Origin of the sequence: Streptomyces lydicus, from assembly GCF_001729485.1 — a bacterium.
Taxonomy (GTDB): domain Bacteria; phylum Actinomycetota; class Actinomycetes; order Streptomycetales; family Streptomycetaceae; genus Streptomyces; species Streptomyces lydicus_D.
This window is the reverse complement of the sequence record NZ_CP017157.1, coordinates 3181474-3194273: the sequence shown is the minus strand read 5'-3', so window position 1 is coordinate 3194273 and position 12800 is coordinate 3181474. Positions and strand designations below refer to the sequence as shown.

Annotated in this window: 8 protein-coding genes and 1 rRNA gene; 4 read left to right on the top strand and 5 right to left on the bottom strand. The window is 71.6% G+C overall.

What is annotated here, in order from left to right; genetic code table 11:
- Window positions 1-231 precede the first annotated feature (231 nt).
- Window positions 232-1760 (bottom strand): 16S ribosomal RNA (locus SL103_RS13720).
- Window positions 1761-2359: 599 nt separating this feature from the next.
- On the opposite strand from SL103_RS13720, the gene SL103_RS13715 reads away from it, so the two are divergent.
- Window positions 2360-2809: a PTS sugar transporter subunit IIA gene (locus SL103_RS13715; protein ID WP_033270120.1), complete on the top strand. Its 450-nt coding sequence runs from the start codon at window positions 2360-2362 to the stop codon at window positions 2807-2809.
- Window positions 2810-2885: 76 nt separating this feature from the next.
- Complete coding sequence (gene ptsP, locus SL103_RS13710) at window positions 2886-4556, top strand: phosphoenolpyruvate--protein phosphotransferase (RefSeq protein ID WP_069569129.1); 1671 nt, start codon at window positions 2886-2888, stop codon at window positions 4554-4556.
- Window positions 4557-4646: 90 nt separating this feature from the next.
- On the opposite strand, the gene SL103_RS13705 is transcribed toward ptsP, so the two are convergent.
- Both SL103_RS13705 and SL103_RS13700 read right to left on the bottom strand, forming a co-directional pair.
- A complete protein-coding gene (locus SL103_RS13705) occupies window positions 4647-5570 on the bottom strand; it encodes a hypothetical protein (RefSeq protein WP_069569128.1) in 924 nt (307 codons plus the stop codon).
- Window positions 5571-5754: 184 nt separating this feature from the next.
- A complete protein-coding gene (locus SL103_RS13700; RefSeq protein ID WP_069569127.1) occupies window positions 5755-7785 on the bottom strand; it encodes an acetoacetate--CoA ligase in 2031 nt (676 codons plus the stop codon).
- 332 nt (window positions 7786-8117) lie between these two features.
- Between SL103_RS13700 and SL103_RS13695 the strand changes: the two genes are divergently transcribed.
- Both SL103_RS13695 and SL103_RS13690 read left to right on the top strand, forming a co-directional pair.
- Complete coding sequence (locus SL103_RS13695; RefSeq protein ID WP_069569126.1) at window positions 8118-10520, top strand: glycoside hydrolase family 31 protein; 2403 nt, start codon at window positions 8118-8120, stop codon at window positions 10518-10520.
- A gap of 48 nt (window positions 10521-10568) precedes the next feature.
- Window positions 10569-11372, top strand: coding sequence for a M15 family metallopeptidase (locus SL103_RS13690; protein ID WP_079145727.1), 804 nt, complete (start codon window positions 10569-10571; stop codon window positions 11370-11372).
- Between the two features lie 147 nt (window positions 11373-11519).
- Here SL103_RS13690 and SL103_RS13685 read toward each other — a convergent pair whose 3' ends face one another.
- Together SL103_RS13685 and SL103_RS13680 are read right to left on the bottom strand one after the other, a co-directional pair.
- The gene (locus SL103_RS13685) at window positions 11520-11756 is read right to left on the bottom strand and encodes a hypothetical protein (RefSeq protein WP_069569125.1); all 237 of its coding nucleotides are present in this window, start codon (window positions 11754-11756) and stop codon (window positions 11520-11522) included.
- Window positions 11753-12721 (bottom strand): NUDIX hydrolase, encoded by a 969-nt coding sequence (locus SL103_RS13680; protein ID WP_069569124.1) that lies wholly within the window; start codon window positions 12719-12721, stop codon window positions 11753-11755. Before SL103_RS13680 ends, SL103_RS13685 begins: the two co-directional genes overlap by 4 nt.
- Between the last annotated feature and the right edge of the window lie 79 nt (window positions 12722-12800).

Below are 12800 nucleotides of genomic sequence, written 5' to 3'. Positions count from 1 at the left end.
TTCACTGGGGCCGGCATCGCGAAGGAGCAGACTCAAGTCCGCACCCTCAGATACCCAACAGCGTGCCCGACCCGACCAGTTGAAGACTCACGTTCCACGCCGAAGCAGTACTAATGATCCCAACCGACCGTGCCGAATAGTCAACGTTCCACCCATGAGCAACCAGCATCAGACATTCGCTGATGTACTGGCCTCTGACCCGGACAAGTCCGAGTAAGAAGTGCTCCTTAGAAAGGAGGTGATCCAGCCGCACCTTCCGGTACGGCTACCTTGTTACGACTTCGTCCCAATCGCCAGTCCCACCTTCGACGATTCCCTCCCACAAGGGGTTGGGCCACCGGCTTCGGGTGTTACCGACTTTCGTGACGTGACGGGCGGTGTGTACAAGGCCCGGGAACGTATTCACCGCAGCAATGCTGATCTGCGATTACTAGCAACTCCGACTTCATGGGGTCGAGTTGCAGACCCCAATCCGAACTGAGACCGGCTTTTTGAGATTCGCTCCACCTCGCGGTATCGCAGCTCATTGTACCGGCCATTGTAGCACGTGTGCAGCCCAAGACATAAGGGGCATGATGACTTGACGTCGTCCCCACCTTCCTCCGAGTTGACCCCGGCAGTCTCCTGTGAGTCCCCATCACCCCGAAGGGCATGCTGGCAACACAGAACAAGGGTTGCGCTCGTTGCGGGACTTAACCCAACATCTCACGACACGAGCTGACGACAGCCATGCACCACCTGTACACCGACCACAAGGGGGACCCTGTCTCCAGGGTTTTCCGGTGTATGTCAAGCCTTGGTAAGGTTCTTCGCGTTGCGTCGAATTAAGCCACATGCTCCGCTGCTTGTGCGGGCCCCCGTCAATTCCTTTGAGTTTTAGCCTTGCGGCCGTACTCCCCAGGCGGGGAACTTAATGCGTTAGCTGCGGCACGGACGACGTGGAATGTCGCCCACACCTAGTTCCCAACGTTTACGGCGTGGACTACCAGGGTATCTAATCCTGTTCGCTCCCCACGCTTTCGCTCCTCAGCGTCAGTATCGGCCCAGAGATCCGCCTTCGCCACCGGTGTTCCTCCTGATATCTGCGCATTTCACCGCTACACCAGGAATTCCGATCTCCCCTACCGAACTCTAGCCTGCCCGTATCGAATGCAGACCCGGGGTTAAGCCCCGGGCTTTCACATCCGACGTGACAAGCCGCCTACGAGCTCTTTACGCCCAATAATTCCGGACAACGCTTGCGCCCTACGTATTACCGCGGCTGCTGGCACGTAGTTAGCCGGCGCTTCTTCTGCAGGTACCGTCACTCTCGCTTCTTCCCTGCTGAAAGAGGTTTACAACCCGAAGGCCGTCATCCCTCACGCGGCGTCGCTGCATCAGGCTTTCGCCCATTGTGCAATATTCCCCACTGCTGCCTCCCGTAGGAGTCTGGGCCGTGTCTCAGTCCCAGTGTGGCCGGTCGCCCTCTCAGGCCGGCTACCCGTCGTCGCCTTGGTAGGCCATCACCCCACCAACAAGCTGATAGGCCGCGGGCTCATCCTTCACCGCCGGAGCTTTCCACACGGAGGTCATGCGACCCCGTGTCGTATCCGGTATTAGACCCCGTTTCCAGGGCTTGTCCCAGAGTGAAGGGCAGATTGCCCACGTGTTACTCACCCGTTCGCCACTAATCCCCTCCCGAAGGAGGTTCATCGTTCGACTTGCATGTGTTAAGCACGCCGCCAGCGTTCGTCCTGAGCCAGGATCAAACTCTCCGTGAATGTTTACCCGTAATCGGGTCAACACACACGAGAGCGGAACGACCAAACGGAATAGGTCCGGTCGTTCACAGCGTCCTCGCTGTGTGTGCCACCCGCGCCACATGGACGGGATGGACTTTCAAAGGAACCTCATCTGCCGAATGTTTCCGGTAGACGGGGTATCAACATATCTGGCGTTGACTTTTGGCACGCTGTTGAGTTCTCAAGGAACGGACGCTTCCTTTGGATTCCCTCTCGGGCTCTCCTCCGGGCGCTTCCCTTCGGTGTTTCACACTCTATCAGGCCCTTTTCGACTTTCGAACCGCCGCTTTTCTGCAGACATGCAGAAGCGCACAATTCTTGAGTCGCGATCAAGACGCTGTGGAGTGCCGCCCAACTCAACCGGCCGCAGTTGATTGCGGTCTGGCTGTCCGGGGCAGGTCTCAGACAGTACAGCTCTGCTGTGGGCGAGGCAAATCGATTCGGCGGGGCTCGCCGCGCGCAACCGGCGTCTCTCATGCGGAACCGTCAGTTCTTATGACTTACGCTTCTCGACGGTGCGCCGTCCAGGACAGGTAGTGACGGCGGCCTGATGAATCTCCACCCCTGGGAGGCTTCCCATGACCACCGTGACGTCCCCGCTTGCTGGACGCGCCATCGGACTCGCGGCCGTGCCCGACCCGGTGTTCTCCGGAGCGATGGTGGGTCCCGGTACCGCCATCGACCCGGTTCGTGAGCCGTCTGCCGCCGTGTCGCCCGTGGACGGTGTTCTCGTATCTCTGCACCCGCACGCGTTCGTCGTTGTCGACGGGGAGGGGCACGGCGTGCTCACTCACCTGGGTATCGACACCGTTCAGCTCAACGGTGAGGGCTTCGAGCTGCTGGTGAACAAGGGTGACACCGTCACCCGTGGCCAGGAGATCGTGCGCTGGGACCCGGCGGCGGTCGAGGCCGCCGGCAAGTCGCCGGTCTGCCCCGTTGTCGCGCTGGAGGCCAGTGCGGACTCGCTCGGCGACGTCCGGGAGGACGGCGACGTGAAGGCCGGAGACCAGCTCTTCTCCTGGCAGTAGTCGGGCGCCGTCCCTGACGGCAGGTAGGACATCCACCGCGGCGGCCCGGCCGTCGCATCAACCGGAGACGGGTGCAATGGAGACAACGCTGCGAGGCGTCGGCGTGAGCCACGGGGTGGCGATCGGCGAGGTGCGGCACATGGGGACGGCGGTTCTGGAGCCGCCGGCCAAGCAGATTCCGGCGGACGAGGCGGAGCGCGAACAGGGGCGTGCCCGCCAGGCCGTGGAGGCTGTCGCCGCCGACCTGATAGCGCGCGGCAATCTCGCGGGCGGTGAGGCGCAGGCCGTGCTGGAGGCCCAGGCGCTGATGGCGCAGGACCCCGAGCTGATGGCGGACGTCGAGCGGCGGATCGCCGTCGGCAGCACCGCCGAGCGGGGTGTCTATGACGCGTTCGCTGCGTACCGGGCGCTGCTCGCGGGTGCCGGTGAGTACCTGGCGGGGCGGGTCGCCGACCTCGATGACGTGCGGAACCGTATCGTCGCGCGGCTGCTGGGTGTGCCGATGCCGGGTGTGCCGGACAGCGACGAGCCGTATGTGCTGATCGCGCGGGACCTTGCGCCGGCCGACACCGCGCTGCTCGACCCGACGCTGGTGCTCGGGTTCGTGACCGAGGAGGGCGGGCCCACCAGCCACAGCGCGATTCTGGCGCGGGCGCTGGGTGTGCCGGCCGTCGTCGCGCTGCCGGGCGCGGGTGAGCTGGTCGAGGGCACGGTCATCGCCGTCGACGGCAGCACCGGTGAGATCTTCGTGGAGCCGAGCGCCGAGAAGCGGGCGGAGCTGGAGCGGGCCGCGGCCGAGCGGAAGGCGGCGCTGGCCGCCTCGTCCGGGCCGGGCGCCACGTCCGACGGGCACAAGGTGCCGCTGCTGGCGAACGTCGGTGGGCCCGGTGACGTGGCGGCGGCGGTCGAGGCCGGGGCGGAGGGGGTCGGTCTGTTCCGGACCGAGTTCCTGTTCCTGGACGACAGCAAGCAGGCGCCGGCGGAGGCCAAGCAGGTCGAGGCGTATCGCAAGGTGCTGGAGGCGTTTCCGGAGGGCCGTGTGGTCGTGCGGGTGCTGGACGCCGGCGCCGACAAGCCGCTGGACTTCCTGACGCCGGCCGACGAGCCGAACCCGGCGCTGGGTGTGCGGGGGCTGCGTACGCTGCTCGACCACCCGGACGTGCTGCGTACGCAGCTGACCGCGCTGGCGAAGGCTGCCGAGGGGCTGCCGGTCTACCTCGAGGTCATGGCGCCGATGGTGGCGGACCGCATCGACGCCAAGGCGTTCGCGGACGCGTGCCGGGAGGCCGGGCTGCGGGCGAAGTTCGGGGCGATGGTGGAGATTCCGTCGGCCGCTCTGCGGGCGCGGTCGATCCTTCAGGAGGTCGAGTTCCTCTCGCTGGGGACGAACGACCTGGCGCAGTACACCTTCGCGGCCGACCGTCAGGTGGGTGCCGTGTCGCGGCTGCAGGACCCCTGGCAGCCGGCGCTGCTGGATCTCGTCGCGGCGTCGGCCGAGGCGGCCAAGGCCGAGGGCAAGAGCTGTGGTGTGTGTGGCGAGGCGGCCTCCGATCCGCTGTTGGCCTGTGTGCTGACGGGTCTCGGTGTCACCAGCCTGTCGATGGGCGCGGCGTCGATTCCGTATGTGCGGGCGACGCTGGCCAAGCACACGCTGGCGCAGTGCGAGCGTGCCGCGGCCGCGGCGCGTGCGGCGGACACCGCCGATGACGCCCGGGCCGCCGCGCAGGCGGTGCTTTCCGGGGAGTGATTCCGCGCGGCGCGGTGCGTCGCGGGAGTGGTGGACGGCCGTCCCGCCGTTGTGGCGGGGCGGCCGTTTCGTGTGTACGGACTCCGCCGGTCAGTGGTGGTCGTGGGTGCCGGGTGGCGGGGTGAGCGGGAGGCCGGGGGCGTAGTCGACGCCGTGCTCGGGTGGGACGGGCTCGCCGGTGTCGGCGTCGGTGCAGTAGGCGGTGAAGACCTCGGCGGTGCTGAGGGGCCGGAGCCAGGAGTCCCGCAGGGACCAGCCGCGGACCGTGTCGCGGCCGTCGGCGGCGGTGTCGCGGTCGGTGGGGGTGGTGGTGCTGCGGGCGACGATGCCGCCGGGGGCGCGCAGGGCGAGGCCGGTGGCGAGGACCGTGCAGAAGCCGAGGGTCTCGGTTTCGGTGAGGCCGGGCGGCGCGCCGTCCCGGGCCGTGGCGTGCAGCACCGCGAGGAGCGGGGGGCCGTCGGCGGCGACGGAGCAGACGAGGTGGTGGCTGCCGTCGCCGAGGGAGGCGAGGAGCTGGTGCACGGCGTGGGTGGCGCGGGCGAAGGCGGCGCGGGCGAGGTCCGTGCCGCACTCCGCGCAGTTCCCGGTGCGGGCCAGGAGGGCGGTGGCGTGGTCCCGGGCCGCGCGGCGGTCGGCTTCCTCGACGAGTAACGGGAGCAGGTGGCTCAGCGGCTCGCCTTCGTAGGTGACGGTCGCGCCGGTGCGGGCGGCTTCGGCCGCGTAGCGGGTGCGGCTCCCGGGCCGGTCGGGGTCCAGGTCGCGGGCGGCGCAGTACGCCTCGTAGGCGGCCGGGTCGAAGAGGCTGAGGGTGGTGAGGACGCCCTGCGCGGTGAGGGTGCGCAGCAGCGTCTCCATCTGCCGCAGGTAGCTGCCGTGGTCGTCGAAGGGGAAGGTGCGGTAGCGGCGCATGGCGGTGAAGTCCCGTTCGTCGGCGAGGACGGCGGCGGTGCTGGGGACTTCGCGGCGCAGTGCGCGGTGGGCGGTGCGGTCGGTGTGCCGGGACGTGGATGTCATGACTCCCCCTGGGTGAGCTCTCGTGTGTGGTGTGCCGGCCGCACACCACTTGTCACTGAGAGTAATCGGGGGGTCTGACAACGGACTCGGGGAGGGGCCGTGGCGGGTCCGTCCGGTGGCCGGTGACCTGCGGTTTCCGGCGCCGGATCGCGGGCGGGGCCGCTCGGGATCCGGCGCCGGGGCGTTACTGTGCGGAGCCTTCCGCGGCGCGGTCGCGTGCGATCCGCTCGTAGAACCGCAGGAGTTCGAGGTTGTCGACGGAGCCGGGGTTGACGGCCTTGTCGAGGGGGGTGCCCTGGAGGAGGCGTTTGACGGGGACCTCGATGCGCTTGCCGGTGAGGGTGTGCGGCACTCCCGGGGCTTCGATGATGTCGTCCGGGACGTGGCGCGGGGAGAGCTGCTCGCGGATGGTGCGCTTGATGCGGTCGCGCAGGGCGTCGTCGAGTGCGGCGCCGGGGGCGAGGTGGACGAAGAGCGGCATCCAGTAGCCGCCGTCGGGGAGTTCCAGCCCGATGACCAGGGATTCGCGGATCTCGGGGAGCCGTTCGACGGCCTCGTAGATGTCGGCGGAGCCCATCCGTACGCCCTGGCGGTTGAGGGTGGAGTCGGAACGGCCGTGGATGACGACGCTGCCGCGCAGGGTGACGGTGATCCAGTCGCCGTGCCGCCAGACGCCGGGGTACATGTCGAAGTAGCTGTCGTGGTAGCGGGTGCCGTCGGGGTCGTTCCAGAAGCGGGTCGGCATGGACGGCATGGGGTTGGTGACGACGAGTTCGCCCACCTCGTCGATGACGGGCTTGCCCTGGGGGTCCCACGCCTGCAGGTCGGTGCCGAGGCAGGGGGCCTGGAGTTCGCCGATGTGGACGGGGAGGGTGGGCACGGCGCCGGCGAAGCAGCTGCAGACGTCGGTACCGCCGCTGACGGAGGCCGTCCACAGGTCGGCGCCGCTCTCCGCGAAGCTGTCGTGCAGCCAGCGGAAGCCGTCCGGCGGGAGCGGGGAGCCGGTGGTGGCGACGCAGTGGACGGCGGACAGGTCGAGGTCGCGGGCGGGGTGGATGCCGGCCTTGCGGCAGGCCATGACGTAGGCGGCGGAGGTGCCGTAGACGGTGGCGCGGGTGGCCTCGGCGACCCGCCACTGGGCGGCGATGTCGGGGTGTCCGGGGCTGCCGTCGTAGAGCACGATCGTCGCGCCCACCAGCAGGCCGGCGACGAGGAAGTTCCACATCATCCAGCCGGTGGAGGTGTACCAGAAGAAGCGGTCGTCGGGTCCGAGGTCGCAGTGCAGGCCGGTCTGCTTGAGGTGTTCGAGCAGGATGCCGCCCTGCGACTGGACGATGGCCTTGGGCAGGCCGGTGGTGCCGGAGGAGTACAGGACCCACAGCGGATGGTCGAAGGGGACCTGTTCGAAGACCGGTTCGGTGTCCTGCGAGGTCAGGTCCGACCAGTTCAGGGCGCCTTCGGGGGCGGGGGTGCCGAGCAGCGGGACGTGCACGACGGCGCGCAGGGTGGGGAGTTCGGCGCGGAGTTCGGCGACGGTGTCGCGGCGGTCGTGCTCCTTGCCGCCGTAGCGGTAGCCGTCGACGGTGAACAGCACGACCGGTTCGATCTGCTGGAAGCGGTCCAGGACGCTGCGGGCGCCGAAGTCGGGGGCGCAGGAGGTCCAGACGCCGCCGACCGCGGCGGTGGCGAGCAGGGCGACGACGGCCTGCGGGACGTTGGGGAGGTAGCCGCTGACGCGGTCTCCGGGGCGGACGCCGAGGCGGCGGAGTTCGGCGGCGAGCGAGCCGACCTGGGCGCGCAGCTCCGCCCAGCTGACCGGGGTGGGCTCGTGGGACTCGTCGACGTACAGCAGCGCGGGCTCGTCGGCGCGGGCCGGGTCCGCACCGGCGCGCAGCGCGTGTTCGGCGTAGTTGAGGGTGGCGCCGGGGAACCACTGGGCGCCGGGCATCGCGCGGTCGGCGAGGACGGTCTCGTACGGGGTGCCGAAGCGGACGTCGAACCAGTCGGCGACGGCCTGCCAGAAGACGGGGAGCTCCTCGACGGACCAGCGGTGCAGGGCGGCGTAGCTCGCTGCGGGGTCGCCGGGGGTGGGGGCGGGCGCGCCGTGGTGGGTGGCGGCCCAGGTGTGGAAGCGGGTGACCTGTGCGCCGGCGATACGGTCCGGTCCTGGCTGCCAGAGGGGTTCCGGCTGGGCGGACTGCGGTGCGGTGGTCATGTGCGGCTCCCGGTCGGTACGCGTCGTGGGCGTCGTGTGCGCACCGCGGCGGGGGTCCCCCGGCCCGACGTGTGCGCGTGACACGGCTTGCCTGGACGATGCCATGTGATCGACTTGTGCACCAGGGCCGGCTCCCCACATTCGGGGGGTGTCCGGTGTGGTGCCGGCACGTGGCGAGGGCCGGCGGGCGGGTCGCCGGTGGGGCGCCGGGCGGGAACCGGCCACCGGGTCGCGATTCCGTGGGCCCGGTCGTGGCCGAGCGTGACCCTGCGCAGGTGAACGGCAGTTGAACGATGCCCGCCCGACGAGGCGTCAATGGCAGGCTGACCGGCATGGACGGGCGTGATCTGGTGCGGTCGGTACGGGTGGTCAGGGCGGTCGGGCCGGTGCAGGGGCTGCGGTCCGTGCGCGCGGCGTGGCGGGCACGGAGGGCGGATGCCAGGGCGTTGCCGCGGCGCGGCGCGGAGCGGGCGAGGGTGCCGGGGCCGGCGCGTGGGGCGGAGCCCCAGCCGGGGGGCGGGGTGATCCACTTCGCGCGGTCGTCGCTGCGGGTGCGGGTGGCGTCGGGCGGCGCGGTGTTCTGCGGCTGGGACGGGGCGGCGCCGGAGCCGTCGTACGCGCTGGCCGGGGCGTGTCCGGAGCCGGACGCGCGGGCGGTGCTGGAGCCCGATACGGAGGGCGGCTGGCGGGTGGTCTCGGAGCGGGTGCTGGTCGTGGTGTCCCGGCACGGCGCGGTGGAGGTGCGGACGCCCGGCGGGGCGGTGCTGCGGCGGGAGCTGCCGCCGCGCTGGTGGGACCGTACGGACGGGCCGGGCGCGGAGGCGGGCGGGGACGCCGGCCGGCCGGAGGGGGGTGGCGGTTCGCGGTGGGTGCAGCGTTCGGAGGTGGCGGCCGACGCGCGGTTCTTCGGGCTCGGCGGGCGGGCGCACGGGCCGCGGCTGCGGGACGGCGCGTACCGGCTGTGGAACACCGATCCGGGCGGGGCGTTCGTGCCGGGCGACGATCCGCTGTCGCTGACGATGCCGGTGCAGCTGGTGGTGGCGGACGCCGGTACGCATCTGGTGTTCCACGACAACTCCTGGGACGGCCGGGTGCTGCTGCGGGAGGGCACGGAGGGCGCCGGCTCGGGGCACGACCGGCCGGGCGCCTGTGAGCTGCGGATGGACGGCGGGCCGCTGCGCTACTGGGTGCTGGCCGGCACACCGGCCCGGGTGCTCCAGGTCTGGACGGCGCTCACCGGTGCGCCGGCGCTGCCGCCGCAGTGGGCGCTGGGTCATCAGCACGCCCGTTGGGGGTTCGGCGGCCAGGAGGAGGTGCGGCGGGTGGTGTCCGGCTATCAGGAGCGGGGGCTGCCGCTGTCGGCCGTCCATCTGGACATCGACCACTACGACCGGCACCGGGTGTTCACCGTCGACCGGGAGCGCTACCCGGATCTGCCGGGGCTGGCCCGGGAGCTGCGTGCCGAGGGGGTGCGGCTGGTGTCGATCGTCGATCCGGCGGTGCAGGCGGCTCCGGGGGACCCGGTGTACGAGGGCGGGGCGGCGGCCGACGCGTTCGTACGGGACGACCGGGGGCGGGAGGTGCGCGGGGTGGTGTGGGCCGGCGAGTCGGTGTACCCGGACTTCACCGAGGCGCGGGTGCGCAAGTGGTGGGGCGGGCTGTACGGCGAGCGGCTGGCGCAGGGTTTCTCGGGGTTCTGGCACGACATGAACGAGCCGGTCTCGTTTGCCCCGTTCGGTGCGCAGACGCTGCCGCGTTCGGCCCGGCACGCGCTGGAGGGCCGGGGTGGCGACCACCGGGAGGCGCACAACGTCTACGGTCTGGCGATGGCCCGGGCCGGCTTCGAGGGGCTGTGCGAACTGCGGCCGGGCGAGCGGCCGTTCCTGTTCTCCCGATCGGGGTGGGCGGGGATGCAGCGCTACGGGGGGACCTGGTCGGGGGACGTGGCGACGGGCTGGCCGGGGCTGCGGGCGTCGCTGTCGCTGGTGCTGGGTCTCGGGCTGTGCGGGGTGCCGTACGGCGGCCCGGACGTCGGCGGGTTCTCCGCGGTGCCGTCCGGGGAGCTGTATCTGCGCTGGTTCCAACTGGGCGCGTATCTGCCGCTGTTCCGCACCCACTCGGCGCTCTGGGCGGGGCGGCGGGAGCCCTGGGAGTTCGGCGCCGAGGTGCTGGAGCACGCCCGTGCGGCGCTGCGGGAGCGGCAGCGGCTGCTGCCGTACTTCGGGACGCTGGGCCAGTTGGCGCGGCTGACCGGCGCGCCCTACGTCCGGCCGGTGTGGTGGAGTGCGCCGCGGGACCGGGCGTTGCGGGACTGTGAGGACGCCTTTCTGCTGGGGGACGCGCTGCTGGTGGCGCCGGCGCTGGCGGCGGGGGTGACCCGGCGGCCGGTGCGGTTGCCGCGCGGGCGGTGGTACGACACCGCGACCGGGCGGGCGTACGACGGTCCCGGGCAGGTGTGGGTGGAGGCGCCGCTGTCGCGGATACCGGTGCTGGCGCGGGCCGGTGCGGTGCTGCCGGTGGCGGGCGAGGACGGCGGGACGGAGCTGGAGGTGTGGGCGCCGGCGGCCGGGCGCGGCGGCTCCGGGCTGGTGGTGCCGGACGCCGGGGACGGCTGGCAGCGGCCGACCGTCGAGCGCTTCACCACCCGGTGGGCGGACGGCCGCGTGGTGGTGGAGCGGCGGGACGGCAGCGCCCTGGGATATCCGGTGCGGGTGCGGGGCCTGGAGGGCGGGTGACCGCCGCGGTCTTCCCCTGCGCGGGCCGCGCCTGGTAGACGAGGGGCCATGCCGAGACTCGCTACCGCGTTGCGCGGCCTGGCCGTTGCTGCCGCCGCCCTGCTGACCGTCGTCACCCTGCCGTCGGGCGCCGAGGCGGGGGCCGCCCACCGTCCGCCGGTCCCGCGCGCGGCGCCCGAGGGGTTCGTGGCGCTGCGCGCGGTGGATCCCACCATCATCCAGGAGATGCGCTACTGGACGCCGCACAACTTCATGGGTGTGCCGGTGGACGGCTACCGCAGGCCGACGTGCCTGCTGACGCGGCAGGCCGCGCGGGCGCTGCACCGGGCGCAGCGCTCGTTCCTCCGGCGCGGGTTCTCGCTGAAGGTCTACGACTGCTACCGGCCGCAGCGCGCCGTCGACCACTTCGTGCGGTGGGCGAAGGACCTCGGCGATCAGCGGATGAAGGGCGAGTTCTATCCGCGTGAGGACAAGGCGAAGCTCTTCGACGACGGCTACATCGCGGCCAAGTCCGGTCACAGCAGGGGAAGTACGGTCGATCTCACCCTGGTGCGGCTGCCCGCGGTGCCCACCCTCCCGTACGTGCCCGGGGAGCCGTTGACGTCCTGCTACGGGCCGAAGGCCACGCGCTTCCCGGACAACTCCCTCGACATGGGCACCGGCTTCGACTGCTTCGACACGCTCGCGCACACCCTTGACCCGCGGATCCACGGGCGGCAGCTGAGCAACCGGCTGCTGCTCAAGAGCGGCCTGGAGCGGGCCGGGTTCGTGAACCTGCCCGAGGAGTGGTGGCACTTCACGTTCCAGCCGGAGCCCTTCCCGGACACCTACTTCGACTTCCCCGTCGGGTGAGGGAGCAGACGGTCCTGTCGGCGGCGGTGGGTCCGTAGGACTCCATGGCGACCGGTGCGCCCAGCGTCTGTGCGAGCGCGTCGCACCAGGCGCACGGGTCGGTGCCCGGTGACCGCCGGTCGGCCGGGCGGGCGGGCGGGCGGGCGGTCAACAGGCTCTCGGTGAGCCGCTGTTTGCGTCCACTCCCCCGCAGACCTCGACGGCGTAGGAGTGCGCGACGGCGTCGAAGTGGCCGGCGCGGATGCGGTGCCGGGTCGTCAGGACCGCGGCGGCCGGGCGGGCGGTGGCGCGGCGCCGCCAGAGCGCGTCGAGGCGGGCGAACCCGGCCTCGGCAGCGGGGGCGGCGCGGGTGTACGGGGCTCCGGTGGCGGTGGGCGTGGTCATCGCACGCCGTCCTCCCGGTCGGGGCGCAGCAGGGCCGGGTGCAGCAGCCGGGCGTCGCCGGCGCGGTAGAGGCGGGCACGGGGGCCGCCGCGGGCACCGCCACGGGCGGCGGTGGCGCCGGTGGACTCGACGAACCCGGGGACCGAGAGCACCTTGCGGTGGAAGTTCCCGGCGTGCAGCGGGCCGCCCCAGACGGATTCGTAGACCCCGCGGAGTTCGACGATGGTGAACTCCCGGCCGAGGAAGGCGGTGGCCAGCGGGGTGTACTCGATCTTGGCGCGGGCGCGGTCGAGGCCGTCGGCGACGATCCGGGCGTGGTCGAAGGCGAGCGGCAACAGGGGCGGGGCGGTGCTCTCCGCCGGCGCCGCGTCGTCCGCGGGCCCGGGCACGGAGCCACCCCCGTCGGTCCCGTGCCCAGGGCCCTGTTCTTGGGGACGCGGCCGGGCCGCGTCCGGTTCGCCGGAACTCCGCGGAACACTCCCCCGGGCCGCGCCGTCCTCTGCCGCGGCACCGAGCGCCAGCCGGGAGACCGGGATCCAGGCCGCGGCCGAGGCGTCGCCGCCGCCGCGCGCCTCGGGGAGGTCGGGGGCGAAGGCGAGGTAGGCGACGGTGACGACCGGCATCCGCGGGTCACGGCCCGGGTCCCCGTAGGAACCGAGCTGTTCGAGGTGGACACGCTCCAGATGGGCGGCGTCCAGGCCGGTCTCCTCGGCGAGTTCGCGGGCCGCGGCCTCGTCGAGCGACTCCTGCCCGGCGCGGACGAAGCCGCCCGGGAGCGCCCAGGCGCCCTGGAAGGGGCGGCCGCCGCGCTCGACGAGCAGGACGTGCAGCACGCCCCCGCGGAGGGTCAGCGCGACGATGTCGACGGTCACCGCGATGGCGGGGAAATCCCGCGGGTCGTACGCCGCGAGGAAGGCGCGCTCGCCGCCGTCATCCGCGCCACCGCCCTGCCGGTCCGCGTCCACGGCCGCTACCCCCCGGCAAGTAATTCTCACTCCGAGTCTTTCTCGGAATGAGAGCAACGTAGCACCGGCCGGGGGCAGC